Origin of the sequence: Klebsiella sp., assembly GCF_027492335.1 — a bacterium.
Lineage (GTDB): Bacteria > Pseudomonadota > Gammaproteobacteria > Enterobacterales > Enterobacteriaceae > Klebsiella > Klebsiella huaxiensis.
This window is the reverse complement of the sequence record NZ_JAPUEW010000052.1, coordinates 21082-39847: the sequence shown is the minus strand read 5'-3', so window position 1 is coordinate 39847 and position 18766 is coordinate 21082. Positions and strand designations below refer to the sequence as shown.

15 protein-coding genes and 1 other RNA gene are annotated in these 18766 nt (G+C 53.3%); 11 read left to right on the top strand and 5 right to left on the bottom strand.

Annotated features, from left to right (window positions below):
• Positions 1-123 precede the first annotated feature (123 nt).
• The 4 genes from pheS (at position 124) to btuC (ending at position 4896) form a co-directional block, all read left to right on the top strand.
• The gene (gene pheS / locus QVF11_RS16440; RefSeq protein ID WP_112213408.1) at positions 124-1107 is read left to right on the top strand and encodes a phenylalanine--tRNA ligase subunit alpha; all 984 of its coding nucleotides are present in this window, start codon (positions 124-126) and stop codon (positions 1105-1107) included.
• A gap of 15 nt (positions 1108-1122) precedes the next feature.
• The gene (pheT, locus tag QVF11_RS16435; protein ID WP_287858279.1) at positions 1123-3510 is read left to right on the top strand and encodes a phenylalanine--tRNA ligase subunit beta; all 2388 of its coding nucleotides are present in this window, start codon (positions 1123-1125) and stop codon (positions 3508-3510) included.
• Between the two features lie 4 nt (positions 3511-3514).
• Positions 3515-3814, top strand: coding sequence for an integration host factor subunit alpha (gene ihfA, locus QVF11_RS16430; RefSeq protein WP_004102960.1), 300 nt, complete (start codon positions 3515-3517; stop codon positions 3812-3814).
• Between the two features lie 95 nt (positions 3815-3909).
• Positions 3910-4896, top strand: coding sequence for a vitamin B12 ABC transporter permease BtuC (gene btuC, locus QVF11_RS16425; protein WP_112213410.1), 987 nt, complete (start codon positions 3910-3912; stop codon positions 4894-4896).
• A 49-nt stretch (positions 4897-4945) separates the two neighbouring features.
• Here btuC and QVF11_RS16420 read toward each other — a convergent pair whose 3' ends face one another.
• On the bottom strand, positions 4946-5746 hold the full coding sequence (locus tag QVF11_RS16420; protein ID WP_287858276.1) for a MetQ/NlpA family ABC transporter substrate-binding protein: 801 nt from the start codon (positions 5744-5746) through the stop codon (positions 4946-4948).
• A gap of 223 nt (positions 5747-5969) precedes the next feature.
• Here QVF11_RS16420 and QVF11_RS16415 point away from each other — a divergent pair, with 223 nt between their 5' ends.
• From QVF11_RS16415 to selO, 4 genes are all read left to right on the top strand, one after another.
• Positions 5970-6521: a glutathione peroxidase gene (locus QVF11_RS16415; protein ID WP_182239399.1), complete on the top strand. Its 552-nt coding sequence runs from the start codon at positions 5970-5972 to the stop codon at positions 6519-6521.
• A complete protein-coding gene (gene btuD / locus QVF11_RS16410; protein WP_112213413.1) occupies positions 6521-7270 on the top strand; it encodes a vitamin B12 ABC transporter ATP-binding protein BtuD in 750 nt (249 codons plus the stop codon). Before QVF11_RS16415 ends, btuD begins: the two co-directional genes overlap by 1 nt.
• An 81-nt stretch (positions 7271-7351) precedes the next feature.
• Positions 7352-7816, top strand: a complete 465-nt coding sequence (locus QVF11_RS16405; RefSeq protein ID WP_112213414.1) for an NlpC/P60 family protein — start codon at positions 7352-7354, stop codon at positions 7814-7816.
• 114 nt (positions 7817-7930) lie between these two features.
• Positions 7931-9373 (top strand): protein adenylyltransferase SelO, encoded by a 1443-nt coding sequence (selO, locus tag QVF11_RS16400; protein ID WP_287858273.1) that lies wholly within the window; start codon positions 7931-7933, stop codon positions 9371-9373.
• 35 nt (positions 9374-9408) lie between these two features.
• On the opposite strand, the gene hemP is transcribed toward selO, so the two are convergent.
• The 3 genes from hemP to ppsR form a co-directional block, all read right to left on the bottom strand.
• Positions 9409-9588, bottom strand: a complete 180-nt coding sequence (gene hemP / locus QVF11_RS16395; protein ID WP_112213502.1) for a hemin uptake protein HemP — start codon at positions 9586-9588, stop codon at positions 9409-9411.
• A 163-nt stretch (positions 9589-9751) separates the two neighbouring features.
• The gene (gene aroH / locus QVF11_RS16390; RefSeq protein WP_287858271.1) at positions 9752-10798 is read right to left on the bottom strand and encodes a 3-deoxy-7-phosphoheptulonate synthase AroH; all 1047 of its coding nucleotides are present in this window, start codon (positions 10796-10798) and stop codon (positions 9752-9754) included.
• Between the two features lie 155 nt (positions 10799-10953).
• Positions 10954-11787 (bottom strand): posphoenolpyruvate synthetase regulatory kinase/phosphorylase PpsR, encoded by an 834-nt coding sequence (ppsR, locus tag QVF11_RS16385; RefSeq protein ID WP_110275732.1) that lies wholly within the window; start codon positions 11785-11787, stop codon positions 10954-10956.
• 342 nt (positions 11788-12129) lie between these two features.
• On the opposite strand from ppsR, the gene ppsA reads away from it, so the two are divergent.
• The 3 genes from ppsA (at position 12130) to QVF11_RS16370 (ending at position 18518) form a co-directional block, all read left to right on the top strand.
• On the top strand, positions 12130-14508 hold the full coding sequence (gene ppsA / locus QVF11_RS16380; protein WP_112213417.1) for a phosphoenolpyruvate synthase: 2379 nt from the start codon (positions 12130-12132) through the stop codon (positions 14506-14508).
• 238 nt (positions 14509-14746) lie between these two features.
• Positions 14747-16144 (top strand): MFS transporter, encoded by a 1398-nt coding sequence (locus QVF11_RS16375; protein ID WP_287858268.1) that lies wholly within the window; start codon positions 14747-14749, stop codon positions 16142-16144.
• Positions 16145-16148: 4 nt separating this feature from the next.
• Positions 16149-18518: a glycoside hydrolase family 3 N-terminal domain-containing protein gene (locus tag QVF11_RS16370; protein WP_287858266.1), complete on the top strand. Its 2370-nt coding sequence runs from the start codon at positions 16149-16151 to the stop codon at positions 18516-18518.
• Here QVF11_RS16370 and rprA read toward each other — a convergent pair.
• An RNA gene (rprA, locus tag QVF11_RS16365) (antisense sRNA RprA) lies at positions 18518-18625 on the bottom strand. The genes QVF11_RS16370 and rprA overlap by 1 nt on opposite strands.
• Between the last annotated feature and the right edge of the window lie 141 nt (positions 18626-18766).

Genomic DNA, 18766 nt, shown 5'->3' with positions numbered 1-18766 from the left:
CTCGTGCGATCCAGCTGGAGCAATCTGCGGTAGATACGGATTTACCCACTACCTGTCACTCGAAATAGTGAGAGCAAAATAATAACCATAACCGGTGTCTGCACCGACATAATGAGGAAAACCATGTCACATCTCGCAGAGCTGGTTGCCAGTGCGAAGGCAGCCATTAACGAGGCATCAGATGTTGCTGCGCTGGACAACGTCCGCGTGGAATATTTGGGTAAGAAAGGGCAACTGACCCTTCAGATGACGACCCTGCGTGAGCTGCCTGCTGAAGATCGCCCGGCAGCCGGTGCTGTTATCAACGAAGCCAAAGAGCAGGTCCAGCAGGCGCTTAACGCGCGTAAAGCTGACCTCGAAGGCGCAGCGCTTAACGCGCGTCTGGCCGCGGAGACCATTGATGTCTCTCTGCCGGGGCGTCGTATCGAGAACGGTGGTCTGCACCCGGTTACCCGTACCATCGACCGTATTGAAAGTTTCTTCGGTGAGCTAGGCTTTACCGTCGCGACCGGTCCGGAAATCGAAGATGACTACCATAACTTCGATGCGCTGAATATTCCTGGCCACCATCCGGCGCGTGCTGACCACGACACTTTCTGGTTTGATGCCACGCGCCTCCTGCGCACTCAAACTTCAGGCGTGCAGATCCGCACCATGGCCAACCAGCAGCCGCCAATCCGCATCATTGCGCCGGGGCGAGTATATCGTAACGACTACGATCAGACTCACACTCCAATGTTCCATCAGATGGAAGGCCTGATTGTTGACACTAACATCAGCTTCACCAACCTGAAGGGAACCCTCCACGATTTCCTGCGTAACTTTTTTGAAGAAGATTTGCAGATTCGTTTTCGTCCGTCCTACTTCCCGTTCACAGAGCCTTCTGCTGAAGTTGACGTCATGGGGAAAAACGGTAAATGGCTGGAAGTGCTCGGCTGCGGCATGGTGCACCCGAACGTACTGCGCAACGTTGGCATTGATCCGGAAATCTATTCCGGCTTTGCCTTCGGTATGGGTATGGAGCGACTGACTATGCTGCGCTACGGCGTAACCGACTTACGCGCATTCTTCGAAAACGATCTGCGTTTCCTCAAACAGTTTAAATAAGGGCAGGACAGAACAATGAAATTCAGTGAACTGTGGTTACGCGAGTGGGTTAACCCGGCCATCGACAGCGAAGCGCTGTCGGACCAGATAACCATGGCAGGCCTCGAAGTTGACGGTGTTGAGCCGGTCGCGGGAAGCTTCAACGGCGTTGTCGTAGGTGAAGTGGTTGAATGCGCTCAGCACCCTAATGCTGACAAACTACGCGTAACGAAAATCAACGTTGGCGGCGAACGTCTGCTGGATATCGTCTGCGGCGCGCCGAACTGTCGTCAGGGTCTGAAGGTTGCGGTTGCAACCATCGGTGCCGTACTGCCGGGTGATTTTAGAATTAAAGCGGCGAAACTGCGCGGCGAGCCTTCTGAAGGTATGCTGTGTTCTTTCTCCGAGCTGGGTATTTCCGACGATCATAGCGGCATTATCGAATTGCCTGCTGATGCGCCGCTGGGTACCGACATCCGTGAATACCTGAAGCTGGACGATAACACCATTGAAATCAGCGTCACGCCGAACCGTGCCGACTGCCTGGGTATTATTGGTGTTGCTCGCGATGTGGCCGTGCTCAACAAAGCTCCTCTGAATGCTCCGGAAATTACCCCGGTTGCGGCGACTGTTGATGATGTGCTGCCAATCCAGGTTGAAGCGCCGGATGCTTGCCCGCGCTATCTGGGGCGCGTGGTGAAAGGCATTAATGTTAAAGCGCCGACTCCGTTGTGGATGAAAGAGAAGCTGCGTCGTTGCGGTATTCGTTCCATCGATGCCGTGGTTGATGTGACCAACTATGTGCTGCTTGAACTGGGTCAGCCAATGCACGCCTTCGACAAAGATCGCATTGACGGCGGGATTGTCGTGCGTATGGCGCACGAAGGGGAGACCTTAGTTCTGCTGGATGGCTCTGAAGCTAAGCTGGACACCGATACTCTGGTTATTGCTGACCACCAGAAAGCGCTGGCAATGGGCGGCATTTTCGGTGGTGAACACTCTGGTGTGAATGACGAAACGCAAAACGTTCTGTTGGAATGTGCGTTCTTCAGCCCGCTGTCTATTACTGGCCGCGCGCGTCGCCATGGCCTGCATACCGATGCCTCTCACCGCTATGAGCGTGGTGTGGACTCAGCGCTGCAATATAAGGCAATGGAACGTGCAACTCGCCTGCTGATGGATATCTGTGGCGGTGAAGCTGGTCCGATCATCGATGTTACTAATGAAGCGACTCTGCCTAAGCCTGCAACTATCACACTGCGCCGTAGCAAGCTCGATCGCCTGATTGGTCATCACGTTGATGATGCGCAGGTGAGCGATATTTTGCGTCGTCTGGGCTGCGAAGTGACTGAAGGTCAGGACGAGTGGAAAGCCGTTGCGCCGAGCTGGCGTTTCGACATGGAGATCGAAGAGGACCTGGTCGAAGAAGTCGCTCGCGTTTATGGCTATAACAATATTCCTGATGAGCCGGTCCAGGCTGGCCTGATCATGGGCACCCACCGCGAGGCGGATCTGTCGCTTAAGCGCGTGAAAACCCTGCTCAATGACAAAGGCTACCAGGAAGTTATTACCTATAGTTTTGTAGATCCGAAAGTACAGCAATTGATCCACGCTGGTGAAGAAGCGCTGATTCTGCCGAGCCCAATCTCCAGCGAAATGTCGGCAATGCGCCTGTCATTGTGGACTGGCTTACTGGGAACTGTGGTGTATAACCAAAACCGTCAGCAGAGCCGTGTACGTATCTTTGAGAGCGGCTTACGCTTTGTTCCAGATACTCAGGCTCCGCTGGGTATTCGCCAGGATGTGATGCTGGCTGGCGTGATTTGCGGTAACCGCTACGAAGAGCACTGGAATCTGGCAAAAGAAACCGTTGATTTTTATGATTTAAAAGGTGACCTTGAGTCCGTTCTTGACCTGACCGGTAAGCTTTCCGATATCGAATTCCGTATCGAAGCTAATACTGCGCTTCATCCGGGGCAGTCCGCAGCGATTTATCTGAAAGGTGAACGTATTGGTTTTATTGGGGTTGTTCACCCGGAGCTGGAACGTAAACTGGATCTGAACGGTCGCACTTTGGTCTTCGAACTGGAGTGGAACAAGCTTGCAGACCGCGTGGTGCCTCAGGCGCGTGAAGTTTCGCGCTTCCCGGCGAACCGTCGTGACATCGCTGTTGTTGTGGCAGAAAACGTTCCCGCTGCCGATGTTTTAGCCGAGTGTAAGAAAGTTGGCGTAAATCAGGTAGTTGGCGTAAACTTATTTGACGTGTACCGCGGTAAAGGCGTGTCGGAAGGCTTTAAGAGCCTTGCGATTAGTCTAATCCTTCAGGATACCAGCCGTACACTCGAAGAAGAGGAGATTGCCGCTACCGTCGCCAAATGTGTAGAGGCATTGAAAGAGCGATTCCAGGCATCATTGAGGGATTGAACCTATGGCGCTTACAAAAGCTGAAATGTCAGAATATCTGTTTGATAAGCTTGGGCTTAGCAAGCGGGATGCCAAAGAGCTGGTGGAGTTGTTTTTCGAAGAGGTTCGCCGTGCTCTGGAAAACGGAGAGCAGGTAAAACTCTCCGGGTTTGGCAACTTCGATTTGCGTGATAAGAACCAACGCCCGGGCCGTAACCCGAAAACGGGAGAGGATATCCCTATTACAGCCCGGCGAGTGGTGACCTTCAGACCAGGCCAGAAGCTAAAAAGCCGTGTTGAAAATGCGTCACCCAGAGACAAATAATCTGAACTAACTAAAAAGGCCGCGATGCGGCCTTTTTCTTTTCTTTACTGAATACCGTAAAATCAATCACATCCCACTCCTGGATTTAGGAATCTATGCTGACCTTTGCTCAAATTCAGCAGCGCCGCAGTCGGCGCTGGCTTGCGGTATTAACCTTGCTGCTTCTGATCACATCGACCATCAGCCTGTGCGCTGGAGACCAGTGGATTGGCCCCGGCGAGTGGTTGAGCGCTAAAGGTGAGCTTTTTATCTGGCAGATCCGTCTGCCTCGTACTCTGGCCGTCCTGCTTGTGGGAGCAGCGCTGGCGCTTTCGGGGGCGATAATGCAGGCGCTATTTGAAAACCCGCTAGCGGAGCCGGGGCTGCTGGGCGTATCCAATGGGGCAGGGGTTGGCCTGATTGCTGCTGTGCTGCTGGGGAAAGGGTTGCTTCCTGGTTGGGCGTTAGGGCTATGCGCGATTCTTGGCGCGCTAGTCATCACCTTTATTTTGCTGCGCTTCGCCAGGCGACACTTGTCCACCAGCCGGTTGCTGTTGGCGGGTGTCGCGTTAGGTATCATCTGTAGTGCACTGATGACCTGGGCTGTCTATTTTTCTACCTCTTTCGATCTTCGTCAGTTGATGTACTGGATGATGGGCGGTTTTGGCGGCGTTGACTGGCAGCAGCTGTGGCTAATGCTGGCGCTGTTGCCGGTGTTGGGCTGGGTGTGTTTGCAATCGCAGCCGCTCAATCTGCTGGCGCTGGGCGAAGTGTCCGCGCGACAGTTGGGCTTACCGTTGTGGCTATGGCGCAAAGTGTTGGTGGTGGCTACCGGCTGGTTGGTGGGAGTTAGCGTGGCGCTGGCTGGGGCGATTGGTTTTATTGGCCTGGTCATTCCGCACATTCTGCGTTTATGCGGTTTAAGCGATCATCGTGTTTTGCTTCCGGCCTGTATGTTAGCCGGAGCCAGTGCTTTACTGGGGGCGGATATTGTCGCGCGTCTGGCGCTGTCGGCGGCGGAACTGCCCATCGGCGTGGTTACCGCGACGCTGGGGGCGCCGGTGTTTATCTGGTTATTGTTAAAATCAGGCCGCCCGCAGTAGGGCAATACAGGCGCTGTATTGCCACAGCGCCTGCAATAAGTCGAGAATATTACCAGCCTTTAATGGCATCGCCCTTGTAGACTTCTGCTGCCTTATCTGCGACTTCTTTGGTCTGGAAGGCTTCTTTCAGCTCCTGAACCTTTTTACTGTCTTTATTATCTTCGCGCGAAACAATAGCGTTAACGTACGGAGAGTCCGGACCTTCCATAAATAAACCATCGCGGGCAGCAGACAAACCGGCCTGCGCAGAGAAGTTAGTATTAATAATCGACAGCGCGACGTTCGGGTCATCCAACGTACGGGTTAGTTGCGGCGTATCAACCTCGACAATTTTCAGCTGTTTTGGATTGTCGATAATATCCAGCGTCGTGGGCAGGTAACCGACACCGTCTTTCAGCTTGATTAAGCCTTGCGCCTGGAGCAACAGCAGGCTGCGGCCCAGAGTGGTGGTTTCGTTAGAAATAGACACCGTTGCGCCGTCAGGCAGTTCGTTGATGTTCTTGATTTTCTTTGAGTAAGCGGCAATCGGGAAGACAAAAGTTTTACCGACAATCGCAAACTTATAGCCACGCTCTTTTGATTGTGCCTCAAGGTAAGGTAGCGTCTGAAACGCGTTAGCATCGACGTCTTTATTGTTGAGGGCTTCATTAGGCAGGACGTAATCATTAAACGAGATAACCTCAACATCAAGGTTGTATTTGTCTTTGGCAACTTGTTCCACGACTTTCCAGATAGCCTCATCCGGACCGGTGTTAATCGCCACTTTAACTTTATTATCTTCATCTGGCGAACAGGCCGAGAGTAGCGCCACGGAGACGGCAATTAACGCCGTGCTAAACATCTTTTTCATCAATAAAACTCTCTCAAATTAACAATTAACGAAATACTATTACATCCATTTATCACTGTACACTGAATTGCTCTGTCTCCTTGTTGAGATGAATTCATGTTGGCAGGGCTGTTACATCAAGAGACACTCCAGGGCGATTCAAAGTAGAATGACGCGGTCTGAATCCGCTACAGTAGATAGGGATCACCACGCAGAAACCGGTTTAATTCACTGAGGGAAGGCTATGCAACACGATATTCTCAATACTGAAGTCACCACTATTGATGGTGAGAAAACAACGCTTGCGCCTTATGCAGGCAAAGTGCTGTTGATCGTCAACGTTGCGTCAAAATGTGGCCTGACGCCGCAATATGAGCAGTTGGAAACTTTGCAAAAAGATCTCGAAAGCGAAGGTTTTAGCGTGCTGGGCTTTCCATGTAACCAATTCCTGGGGCAAGAGCCGGGCAGCGAAGAAGAGATTAAAACGTTCTGCAGCACTACTTACGGCGTCACTTTCCCGATGTTCAGCAAGATTGACGTCAACGGCGAACATCGTGCGCCTTTATATCAGAAGCTGGTCGATGCTGCCCCGCAGGCCATCGCGCCGGAAGGCAGCGGTTTCTATGAGCGAATGGCCAGTAAAGGCCGGGCGCCGCTGTATGTTGACGACATCCTGTGGAACTTTGAAAAATTCCTGATTGGTCGCGACGGTCAGGTTATCGGCCGTTTCTCACCTGATATGACGCCGGACTCCCCGCAGCTGGTGGCCGCGATTAAAGGAGCTTTAGCCAAATAATGCCATTTTTGATGCAGCTACAGGATGTAGAAGAGGCGGGGCGGCTGGCCCCATTTACCGCGGATGTCCGACCCGGAGAGATTATTCACCTGGTGGGGCCAAACGGCGCGGGGAAAAGCACGCTGCTGGCGCGAATGGCGGGTCTCACCACTGGCCCCGGACAGGTGACGCTCAATGAGCGCCCGCTGAACGACTGGCTAGCGCAGGACCTGGCCCGTCATCGTGCCTATCTCAGCCAGCACCAGATGCCGCCCTTCGCGATGCCGGTCTGGCACTATCTGTCGCTGCATCTGCAAAACGAGACACAGAACGCGCTCCTGAAGACCATCGCAGAAAAACTGGGTCTGAGCGATAAGCTCGGACGCCAGGTGAATCATATTTCGGGTGGAGAGTGGCAGCGTGTGCGTCTGGCAGCGGTAATATTGCAAATCCATCGTCAGGCCAATCCGGCAGGACAGCTGTTACTGTTGGATGAACCGATGAATAGCCTCGACGTGGCGCAGCAGGCAGCGCTCGATCGGGTATTAAGTGAACTTTGTGCCTCAGGTATTGCGATCGTCATGAGCAGTCACGATCTCAATCACACCCTCCGCCATGCCCAGAGTTCCTGGCTTATCCGTCAGGGGGAGACTATCGCCTGCGGCAGTACATCCGAGGTGCTGAGCGAAGAAAATTTAACCGCCGCCTATGCGATGGCCTTTCAACGAGTGGAGGTGGCGGGTCATCTTATGCTCGTTGCGTCACAGTAGCACGCAGTAGCCTTGCCAGCGAATTGATAAACAAGCTAAATTATTCTGACAATAAGATAGGGAACAGAGGAATCGTCTGAGATGCGTTTCTGGTTCGTGTTGTTTGTAGCGCTATTTCTGGCGGGTTGTAGTAGCCATCGGGCACCGCCGCCAAATCCGCGGCTTGCAGATTCTATTACCGTTGTCGCCAACCTCAATGAGCAGTTAAGAAACTGGCGGGGAGCGCCGTATCGTTATGGCGGAATGTCGCCGCGCGGTGTTGATTGTTCCGGTTTTGTGCTGATGACTTTTCGCGATAAGTTCGCGTTGCAGTTGCCGCGCGAAACCCGTGAACAGGCGGAAATAGGCACTAAGATTGATAAGAGCGAATTGCTGCCCGGCGATCTGGTCTTTTTCAAGACGGGCTCCGGAGAGAGCGGCTTGCACGTCGGTATTTATGACACGGATAATCAGTTTATCCACGCCTCCACCAGCCAGGGCGTGACGCGTTCATCACTGGATAACGTGTACTGGCATAAGAAATTCTGGCAGGCGCGAAGGATTTAGCGTTGGTCAATTAGCCGAAGGGAAGCGCCAGTTTCCCTTTTTCATCGCAATACCCATTCAATCCCTCCGTGTTAATAATTTGTTGAAAGCACTACACTGGAGACAGGAGGTACCATGGCCCTGTCTTTTACTACCCACTGGCGTGATGAACTGCCGGATTTTTATACTGCATTAACACCGACTCCGCTGGAGAATGCGCGGCTTGTCTGGCACAACGCGTCACTGGCGCGAACGCTGGGCATCCCTGATTCGTTATTCAAACCAGATCGGGGCGCTGGCGTATGGGGTGGCGAAACCCTGCTGCCGGGGATGTCGCCGCTGGCGCAGGTTTACAGCGGTCACCAGTTCGGTTCCTGGGCCGGACAGCTTGGTGATGGGCGCGGGATTTTGCTTGGCGAACAGCAACTCTCCGATGGTCGACGCTTTGACTGGCATTTGAAAGGTGCCGGACTCACTCCCTATTCGCGAATGGGCGACGGGCGGGCGGTATTACGCTCGACGATACGCGAAGGTCTGGCCTCGGAAGCGATGCATGCGCTGGGCATTCCCACCACCCGTGCGCTGGCGATAGTGACCAGCGACACGCCGGTGTATCGGGAAACCGTTGAACAGGGTGCGATGCTGATGCGTATCGCGGAAAGCCATCTGCGTTTTGGCCATTTTGAGAACTTTTACTATCGCCGCCAGCCGCAAAAGGTTCAGCAGCTGGCGGACTTTGCGATTCGCCATCACTGGCCGCACCTGCAAGACGAAGCCGATAAGTATGTTTTATGGTTTAGTGACGTTGTCACGCGAACGGCGGAAATGATCGCCAGTTGGCAAACTGTCGGCTTCGCCCACGGGGTGATGAACACCGATAATATGTCAATTCTGGGGTTAACGATGGACTACGGTCCGTACGGTTTCCTTGATGACTTCCTGCCGGGCTTTATCTGCAACCATTCCGATCATCAGGGGCGCTATAGCTTTGATAATCAGCCAGCGGTAGGGCTATGGAACCTGCAACGACTGGCGCAAACGCTATCACCTTTTATCAGCGCTGAGGCATTAAATACCGCGCTGGATGGTTACCAGCATGCACTGCTGACGGCGTACGGTCGCCGTATGCGTGACAAGCTGGGGCTGTTTACCCAGCAAAAAGGCGATAACGAGCTGCTTGATGGGCTGTTTGCGCTGATGGAGCGCGAAGGCAGTGACTACACGAGAACTTTCCGTATTCTTTGCGCGAGCGAACAGACGAGCGCAGCTTCGCCGCTGCGCGATGAGTTTATCGACCGCGAGACGTTCGATCGCTGGTTTGCTGATTATCGCGCACGCCTGCGCGATGAGCAGATTGACGATGCGCGGCGGCAGGCCCATATGAGGAGCGTAAATCCGGCAATTGTACTGCGTAACTGGCTGGCGCAGCGCGCGATAGAACAAGCGGAGCAGGGTGATATGAGCGAGCTGGAGCGTTTGCATAACGCTTTATCTCAGCCCTTTGCTGATCGAACGGATGATTATATTAACCGTCCGCCAGACTGGGGGAGGCGTCTTGAAGTGAGCTGTTCCAGCTAGTAAACCGTTATCCCTGCCGTTATCGGTGGGGATAATTATTTGGTCAGTATCAGCTTGCCCGCATTGGTCTGGCGCAGTAAATAACGCTGACCGTCGTGTTCGATAACCACCCGTCCTTCGCTACCTAATAACGTGCGGCTGTTTATCTGCCTGTCCGTGGAAACGGGATAAGGGGCATTGTCTTTTGTTTTTTCTGCTGTGGCAGTGTTATCCATACGCGTCATAGCACTCAAAAATAAAAATCAAAGCAACAATGATTATCATTATCAATAATGTTGATTTTCACGGCAAGTATTTTTTACAGGAATACCATATTTGGCAGGTTTGTTGTCGGGGGCTGAGAAAATATCCCCACCACGAATGTGGTAGGGAGAAGGGCTAAAGGCGGGTTGCGGTTGCTGCGGCTAATTCCGCAAGCAGGCGTTCGCTATCTTCCCAGCTCAGGCAAGGGTCGGTAATCGATTGTCCCCTGGCCAGCGGCTGGCCGGGGATAACCTTCTGCGTGCCTTCCTGAAGGAAGCTTTCGGCCATGATCCCGGCGATGGCGGTTGATCCCGTGCGGATCTGCTGGCAGATGTCGGCGCAGACGTCCAGCTGACGGCGATGCTGTTTCTGGCAATTCCCGTGGCTAAAATCAACCACCAACTGCTGCGGCAGGTTGAATTCCGCCAGCACATCCCCGGCAGCGGCGATATCGGCGGCGTGGTAGTTTGGCTGTTTCCCGCCACGCATAATGATATGACCATAAGGATTGCCGCTGGTCTGGTAGATGGTCATCTGCCCCTGTTTATCTGGCGACAGGAACATATGACTGGCGCGGGAAGCGCGAATGGCGTCAACGGCAATACGCGTATTGCCATCGGTACCGTTCTTAAATCCTACCGGGCAGGAGAGCGCCGAGGCCATTTCGCGGTGAATTTGGCTCTCGGTGGTGCGCGCGCCGATAGCGCCCCAGCTAATCAGGTCGGCAATAAACTGCCCGGTCACCATATCGAGAAATTCGGTGGCGGTCGGCACGCCCAGCTCGTTTACCTGCAACAGCAGGCTGCGGGCCAGCTCAAGGCCATGATTGACTCGATAGCTGCCGTTCAGGTCAGGATCGGAAATCAATCCCTTCCAGCCAACCACCGTGCGCGGTTTTTCAAAGTAGGTGCGCATCACGATTTCCAGCTGCGGCTGGTAACGTTCGCGCATTCCTTGCAGGCGGTGCGCATACTCCATCGCCGCATCAGTATCGTGAATGGAACATGGGCCAATCACCACCAGCAGGCGGCGATCTTCACCGTTGAGGATCCTCTCGATTCGGCGGCGAGAAGCGGAGACGTGTGCTGCAACATCGGCAGACACAGGGTGCCGTTGCGCCAGTTCCGCGGGCGTTACCAGGCTTTCAATGCGCGCGGTACGCAATTCGTCTGTTTTATTCATTGGGGGTCTCAAAAATCTGTTTCTTCCGCGGCGAAAATGCCGGGAAGTGATGCGCATCACGATAAACCAATCCCTGCTTATTGCAAGAGCAGGGCATGATCCTGTATGAGCCATGGGTGATAGCATAAACAAATTTTTGATAATGTACTAGCTCGTTAGTACATTCTGCGACTTAGCCCCATAATGTCCATGATTTTAGTGGCGATTTCTTCCACTGAGTAATTGGTACTGTTCAGGCAAGGTATCTTATTTTTGCGATAGAGAGCTTCCACTTCGGTCACTTCCATCCGACACTGACGCATGGAAGCATAGCGGCTATTTTCCCGTCGCTCTTCACGGATAGCCGCCAGACGTTCCGGATTGATAGTTAGCCCGAATAGTTTGTGCTGTAGCGGTTTTAACGATGCGGGAAGAATCAGATTGTCCATATCATCGGCGATAAACGGGTAGTTGGCGGCGCGAATACCGTATTGCATTGCCAGATACAGGCTGGTGGGCGTTTTCCCACAGCGCGAAACGCCAAGAAGGATCACCTGGGCCTGGTCGAGGTTGCGCAGTGAAATCCCGTCATCGTGAGCGAGGGTGTAGTCGATAGCAGCGATACGTGCGTCGTACTTATTCAGATTACCCGGCGTCAGTCCGTGAGTACGATGAGCGATCGGCGACGGGTCAAGACGTAATTCCTGTTGCAGCGGAGCCACCAACGCCTGAACGATGTCCTGACAAAATCCTTCGCTTTGCATGATAATGTCGCGAATTTCCGGAATAACGATGGAGTAGAAGACCAGCGGACGGATACCGGTTTGTTGAAAAATCGCGTCAATTTGTTCCTTCACGGCGCGCGCGCGGCTGATATTTTCGACAAACGGCAGGGTCACGCTGCTAATGGCGACCGGGAATTGCGACATAACCGCATGACCCAGCACTTCTGCCGTAATGGCGGTACCGTCGGAAATATAAAACACGTGGCGATCTACAGCACTTTCCATTTTGACCATCCGGTATAAAGAGTTTAATTACCTGAAAGCTGATATTAAATTTAAGCATATCGCTCCAGGCTTTGTCTCATATTTAAAAAGTGAAACGCTATTTTTATTTTTAATGAAAAGCCCTATTCATTTTTTGTAACTGCGTATCTTTTGTATCAAAATCCACCAGATTCTTGAAGAATCATTAAGTTAGCTATATCTGGAAAAGAATCCTAAAAACGAAAAAATAATTTGCTTGAACGATTCACCGTTTTTTTAAGCCGCGTAAATATGTCAGGATAAATCCCGTAGTCGATCGTGAATTATTTATCACTGGTATTAAATCACAAAAGGATTGTCTCGATGTCCAACAATGGCTCGTCACCGCTGGTGCTTTGGTATAACCAACTCGGCATGAATGATGTAGACAGGGTTGGAGGCAAAAATGCCTCCCTGGGTGAAATGATTACGAATCTTTCTGGTATGGGTGTTTCCGTACCGAACGGGTTTGCCACCACCGCTGATGCTTTTGATCAGTTCCTGGACCAAAGCGGTGTTAACCAGCGCATTTATGCACTGCTGGATGAAACCGACATTGACGACGTTTCCGCATTAGCGAAAGCGGGCGCGCAGATCCGTCAATGGATCATTGATACGCCGTTCCAGAGTGAACTGGAAAATGCGATTCGCGATGCCTATACCCAGCTGTCCGCTGATGACGCTGAGGCTTCTTTTGCCGTTCGCTCCTCCGCGACCGCCGAAGATATGCCGGATGCTTCCTTCGCCGGGCAGCAAGAGACATTCCTCAACGTGCAGGGCTTTGACGCCGTGCTTGTCGCGGTGAAGCACGTCTTTGCTTCGCTGTTTAACGATCGCGCAATCTCCTACCGCGTGCATCAGGGTTACGATCACCGCGGCGTGGCGCTCTCCGCCGGGGTGCAGAGAATGGTGCGCTCCGATCTCGCCTCATCCGGCGTGATGTTCTCCATTGATACCGAGTCCGGCTTTGATCAGGTGGTGTTTATCACCTCCGCCTGGGGACTCGGCGAAATGGTCGTACAGGGCGCGGTGAACCCGGATGAATTCTATGTCCATAAGCCGACGTTGGAAGCGGGTCGCCCGGCCATTGTGCGTCGCACCATGGGGTCGAAAAAGATCCGCATGATTTACGCCCCGACCCAGGAACACGGGAAACAGGTGCGTATCGAAGATGTTCCGCAGGCGCAGCGCGACGTTTTCTCGTTAACCGACGAGGAAGTGCAGGAGCTGGCGAAACAAGCGGTGCAGATCGAGAAACACTACAACCGTCCGATGGATATCGAATGGGCGAAAGATGGCCACACCGGTAAGCTGTTTATCGTACAGGCGCGACCGGAAACCGTGCGTTCGCGCGGCCAGGTGATGGAGCGTTATACCCTCCATGCACAGGGGCAGATTGTTTCCGAAGGGCGTGCCATCGGCCACCGTATTGGTGCGGGTCCGGTAAAAGTTATTCACGATATCAGTGAAATGAACCGCATTGAGCCCGGTGACGTGCTGGTCACCGACATGACCGACCCGGATTGGGAGCCGATCATGAAGAAAGCGGCGGCGATCGTCACCAACCGAGGCGGGCGCACTTGTCACGCAGCGATTATCGCGCGTGAGCTGGGGATCCCGGCGGTAGTGGGCTGCGGCGATGCGACCGAACGCATTGAGGAAAACCAGAACGTCACTGTTTCCTGTGCGGAAGGCGATACTGGCTACGTCTATGCCGAAATCCTCGACTTCAGCATTAAGAGCTCCAGCGTTGGCGAAATGCCGGATCTGCCGCTGAAGATCATGATGAACGTCGGCAACCCGGACAGGGCCTTCGACTTCGCCTGCTTGCCGAATGAAGGCGTGGGCCTGGCGCGTCTGGAGTTTATCATCAACCGAATGATTGGCGTTCACCCGCGCGCGCTGCTGGAGTTTGACGATCAGGAACCGGCTTTGCAGAACGAAATCCGCGAGCTAATGAAAGGCTACGACTCGCCGAAAGAGTTCTACGTTGGTCGTCTGACTGAGGGGATCTCGACGCTTGGCGCGGCATTCTTCCCGAAACGAGTGATTGTGCGTCTCTCCGACTTTAAATCTAACGAATACGCCAACCTGGTCGGCGGCGAGCGTTATGAGCCGGAAGAAGAGAACCCGATGCTGGGCTTCCGTGGAGCCGGTCGTTACGTTTCCGAAAGCTTCCGCGACTGCTTTGCGCTGGAGTGTGACGCGGTAAAACGCGTTCGTAATGATATGGGCCTGACTAACGTCGAAATCATGGTGCCGTTTGTTCGCACCGTGGCGCAGGCGAAAGCGGTGGTTGAAGAGCTGGAACGCCAGGGCCTCAAGCGTGGCGAAAATGGCCTGAAGCTGATTATGATGTGTGAAATCCCATCGAATGCGCTGCTGGCCGACCAGTTCCTCGAATACTTCGACGGTTTCTCTATCGGTTCCAACGATATGACGCAGCTGGCGCTGGGTCTGGACCGTGACTCCGGCGTGGTCTCTGAGTTGTTCGATGAGCGTAACGAAGCGGTGAAAGCGCTGCTGTCGATGGCGATTCGCGCGGCGAAGAAGCAGGGCAAATACGTGGGTATCTGCGGGCAGGGCCCGTCTGACCATGAAGACTTTGCCGCATGGCTGATGGAAGAGGGGATTGATAGCCTGTCCCTGAACCCGGACACCGTGGTGCAAACCTGGCTTGGCCTGGCTGAACTGAATAAGTAAATTTTCGTTAAAATATGTCATCCCCGTCAGTAATGGCGGGGATTTTTTTGTTTTCGCACACCCGCACCGCTTATTTGCGCTCAGTCACATAAAACGGAAAAAACAAAATACCGTAATCCGACAGTTAATTTCTACAATTGTCCCTTCTCTGTTTATTACTAATACTGACACAACGTTATCAAAAATCATGATAACCACTTCCTGAAATACCTCTTCTATTGTGTACAGGATAATAATAATGACACTTTCCTCGGTACTCACTACAAAAGATAAAATAGGTTATGGACTTGGCGATATGGCCAGCGCGCTGGTGTGGCAAACGGCCACGCTTTTTTTGGCCTATTTCTACACTGATGTTTTTGGTTTACCTGCCGCAATCATGGGGACAATGTTTTTGGTCGTCAGGGTTATTGATGCGGTGGTCGATCCCTGTATTGGCGCCCTGGTCGACAGAACTCGTACCCGGCACGGACGTTTTCGCCCCTGGCTATTGTGGTTCGCCATTCCGTTTGGCGTGAGTTGTATTATTACTTTCTACGTCCCTGATGTTGGACCAACGGCAAAAATCGTTTACGCCTGTGTTACTTACGCTATTTTAAGCTTTATCTATTCGGCGATTAACGTGCCTTATTGCGCCATGCCCGGCGCGTTAACGATGGACCCGCACGAGCGTCACTCGCTCCAGTCGTGGCGCTTTGCGCTGTCGTTTATTGGCGGGCTGATTGTCACCGTGATTGCGCTGCCGCTGGTCGCCCATCTGGGACAGGGTGATGCGCAAAAAGGCTATTTTTATGCCATGACCCTGATGGGTATCCTCGGCATCGTGCTTTTCTTTAGCTGTTTTTTCCTGACCCGGGAGCGTTATACCCCGCAGGGCGACAGCTCAGGTTCGTTATTAAAAGACCTTAAGCTGCTAGCGGGAAATAGTCAGTGGCGCATCGTTTTTATCTTCAATATTTTATTACTTACCGCGGTGGTGACGCGCGGCTCGGCAACCATGTATTACGTCAAATATGTGATGCAGCGCCCGGATATGGTATTCACATTTATCGTTACCGGGATGATTGCGGCGCTGCTCGGCGCATTATTATCTGCACGCCTGCTCGGGAAATTTGACCGCGTACGTTCCTATCAGTGGACAATTATTACTTACGTTGTTTTTGCAGCGGCTATTTTCTTTATTCCCGCCAATCAATTGTGGTTAATATTGAGCCTCAACGTCATCTTTGGCTTTATTCAAAATCTCACTACGCCGCTGCAATGGACTATGTTCTCTGATGTGGTGGATTACGAAGAACATCGCAGTGGACGACGTCTCGATGGTCTGGTGTTTTCTACCGCGCTATTTGCCATTAAATTCGGCCTCGCGCTTGGCGGCGCCGTCGTCGGCTGGGTGCTGGGAATGGTGAACTATGCCCCCAATGCGCTCAATCAATCCACCACGGTGTTAAACACCATCAATGCGCTTTTCACTCTGGTGCCATCGGTACTGTTTATCGCCATGGCGCTTCTGCTGATGCTCTACAAACTCAACAGCCGTACGGCAGACAGCATCGCCCGTGAACTGGCCCATAAACGTGAAGCGCGCGCGCAAGAAACAGCGCAGCCGACGCTGAATTCAGCCCTACAGGAGTAATAACATGACTGTGATTTATAAGGATGCTCATCGCCCTATCGCGGAACGCGTTGCGGATTTATTGTCGCGAATGACGACCGAAGAAAAATTTGCTCAGATGCACGCATACTGGCTGGTGTTGGTGGAAAATGGTGAGCACCGTGAGCGCAGCGATATGAGCGATGAATTCGCTGGCGTCAGTGAGCAGACTTCATTGGCGGAAAGGCTGAAACTTGGCATCGGGCAAATCACTCGTCCCTTGGGGACACATATTGTGGATGCGCAGAGTGGCGTACGGGCGGCGAATCGCCTGCAAAAAATGCTGATCGAAGAGACCCGGCTGGGCATTCCGGCACTGTTTCATGAAGAGTGTCTGGTTGGGCTGCTGTGCAAAGATGCGACGCTGTTTCCCTCATCGCTAAACTACGGTTCAACCTGGGACCCTGAGTTAGTCGAGCGCGTGGCGCGGGAAATTGGCGCTGAAGCCCGTTCGACCGGCTGTAAACAGGGGCTGGCTCCGGTGCTGGACGTCTCTCGCGATGTACGCTGGGGGCGAACCGAAGAGACCTTTGGCGAAGATCCGTGGCTGGTTGGGGTCATGGCCTGCGCCTACGTCAATGGCTTACAAAGTGAAAAACGAGATCTGCTGGCGACGCTCAAACATTACGTCGGGCACTCGTTTAGCGAGGGCGCGCGCAACCATGCTCCGGTACACCTTGGTTTTTGCGAACTTAACGATATCTTCCTTCTACCGTTTGAGATGGCGGTGAAGCTGGCCAATGCCGGTTCAGTGATGCCAGCCTATCACGATATCGATAACCAGCCGGGCCACAGCGATAGCTTCCTGCTGACCACCGTTCTGCGCGAGCAGTGGGGCTTTGACGGTATTATCGTTGCCGACTACGGCGGCGTCAGTCTGCTGCATCAGCATCACGGTATCTCACACGATGCAGCGGAGTCCGCAGCGCTGGCATTCAATGCCGGTCTTGATGTGGAATTGCCGAAAGATGATTGCGCACGCCACCTGTGCGAGGCGCTGGATCGCGGATTAATCACTATGGCGAAAATTGATGAGATTGTCGCCCGCACTCTGGCCGAGAAATTCCGCCTTGGGCTATTTGAACACCCCTATACTGACGTGACAGGTATTGTACTGCAATCGACAAGCGCCCGTCTGGCGGCGCGCGATGTTGCTACACGCTCGCTGACGCTACTGGAAAACCGGGGCGCGATACCATTGTCGGGTAAGCCGAAGGTGGCGGTCGTGGGGCCTACCGCCGACGATCCTCTGGCGCTGCTGAGCGGTTACAGCTTCCCGGTACACCTGATCATCAGCGATATGGTGGATGAGGTCTCGCAGGTGACTACGCCGCTAAACGCCCTGCGGCAGTATCTTGGCGAGGATCAGGTCAGCTACGCTAAGGGCTGTCATATTATTGAACATCGGATGGCCGGTGCGCCGGTATTCCCTGGCGATAGCGGCGGCAAACCGATGCAGCAATCACCGGTCTCGCTGGACGTCAGCCTGATCCCAGATGCGGTAAGCGCCGCCCGGGAAAGTGATATCGTCGTGGCCTGCGTGGGTGACCTGGCGGGTCTGTTCCAGAGTGGCACAGTAGGTGAAGGTTCTGATACCGACAGCCTGAATCTGCCGGGCGTTCAGCAGCAACTCCTTGAAGCACTGGTTGGCACCGGTAAACCCGTTATTGTGGTGATGACCGGAGGGCGACCTTATAACCTACAGGGGCTGGAAGACAGCATTGCTGGCTTGCTTATGGCATGGGCACCTGGTCAGGAAGGTGGCTGGGCGATTGCCGATGTATTAACCGGTCGCGCCGAACCGCAGGGACGCTTAGTGGTCAGCGTACCGAAAAGCGCCGGTGCGATGCCCTATTACTACAACCATAAGCTGAAAAGCGGCGGTACGCCGTTTGCGTTTCACTTTGGCTCACGTTACCCGTTCGGCTACGGGCAAAGCTGGACGACGTTCGATTACGCCGAACCACATTTGCTGGCGCAGGAGGTTAACGTGGAGGGTGAAATCGCCGTGCAGGTTGCCGTGCGCAACAGCGGAGAACGCCGCGGTAGCGAGGTGGTTCAGCTCTACGTTCGCGATAAAGTCGCCTCGATGGTGCGCCCGCTCCAGGAGCTAAAGGCCTTCCAGCGTGTGACGCTCGATCCTGGCGAAACGGCAACGCTGAGATTCTATTTGCCGGTAGATATGCTCAACTTCACCCGTCGTGACGGTCAGCGAATTGTCGAACCGGGAGAGTTTGAACTGCAGATTGGTGCATCCTCCACAGACATTCGCGGGACGGCAACCGTAACGGTGAATGGTGAGGTTCACGAGCTACCACGGGACTGGCGCATGATGAGCCGTTGCGAAGTGAGCTGACAAAAAAATGCCCATCGTGGGAGATGGGCAAAGACTACACACAGCAATTCGTTGTTTCACTCAGGGGATTTCCATGCTTATAAATCAATGTGTTGATTCATAACCGTGAGCTAATAGTAGGCATAGAGATTTTTTGCGTCGATCGGATTCCTCTCAATAGTTAAATTGAGGTAAAGAATCTGCGAAGTAAATGTGGAAAATAGTTTGAGGAAAGGGGATTGCTGTGTGCGATGCATCAGTTTTATTTA

Coding starts and splice junctions, on each gene's coding strand:
- pheS (WP_112213408.1), top strand. CDS start 124: ATGTCACATCTCGCAGAGCTGGTTGCCAGTGCGAAGGCAGCCATTAAC.
- pheT (WP_287858279.1), top strand. CDS start 1,123: ATGAAATTCAGTGAACTGTGGTTACGCGAGTGGGTTAACCCGGCCATC.
- ihfA (WP_004102960.1), top strand. CDS start 3,515: ATGGCGCTTACAAAAGCTGAAATGTCAGAATATCTGTTTGATAAGCTT.
- btuC (WP_112213410.1), top strand. CDS start 3,910: ATGCTGACCTTTGCTCAAATTCAGCAGCGCCGCAGTCGGCGCTGGCTT.
- QVF11_RS16420 (WP_287858276.1), bottom strand. CDS start 5,746: ATGAAAAAGATGTTTAGCACGGCGTTAATTGCCGTCTCCGTGGCGCTA.
- QVF11_RS16415 (WP_182239399.1), top strand. CDS start 5,970: ATGCAACACGATATTCTCAATACTGAAGTCACCACTATTGATGGTGAG.
- btuD (WP_112213413.1), top strand. CDS start 6,521: ATGCCATTTTTGATGCAGCTACAGGATGTAGAAGAGGCGGGGCGGCTG.
- QVF11_RS16405 (WP_112213414.1), top strand. CDS start 7,352: ATGCGTTTCTGGTTCGTGTTGTTTGTAGCGCTATTTCTGGCGGGTTGT.
- selO (WP_287858273.1), top strand. CDS start 7,931: ATGGCCCTGTCTTTTACTACCCACTGGCGTGATGAACTGCCGGATTTT.
- hemP (WP_112213502.1), bottom strand. CDS start 9,588: ATGGATAACACTGCCACAGCAGAAAAAACAAAAGACAATGCCCCTTAT.
- aroH (WP_287858271.1), bottom strand. CDS start 10,798: ATGAATAAAACAGACGAATTGCGTACCGCGCGCATTGAAAGCCTGGTA.
- ppsR (WP_110275732.1), bottom strand. CDS start 11,787: ATGGAAAGTGCTGTAGATCGCCACGTGTTTTATATTTCCGACGGTACC.
- ppsA (WP_112213417.1), top strand. CDS start 12,130: ATGTCCAACAATGGCTCGTCACCGCTGGTGCTTTGGTATAACCAACTC.
- QVF11_RS16375 (WP_287858268.1), top strand. CDS start 14,747: ATGACACTTTCCTCGGTACTCACTACAAAAGATAAAATAGGTTATGGA.
- QVF11_RS16370 (WP_287858266.1), top strand. CDS start 16,149: ATGACTGTGATTTATAAGGATGCTCATCGCCCTATCGCGGAACGCGTT.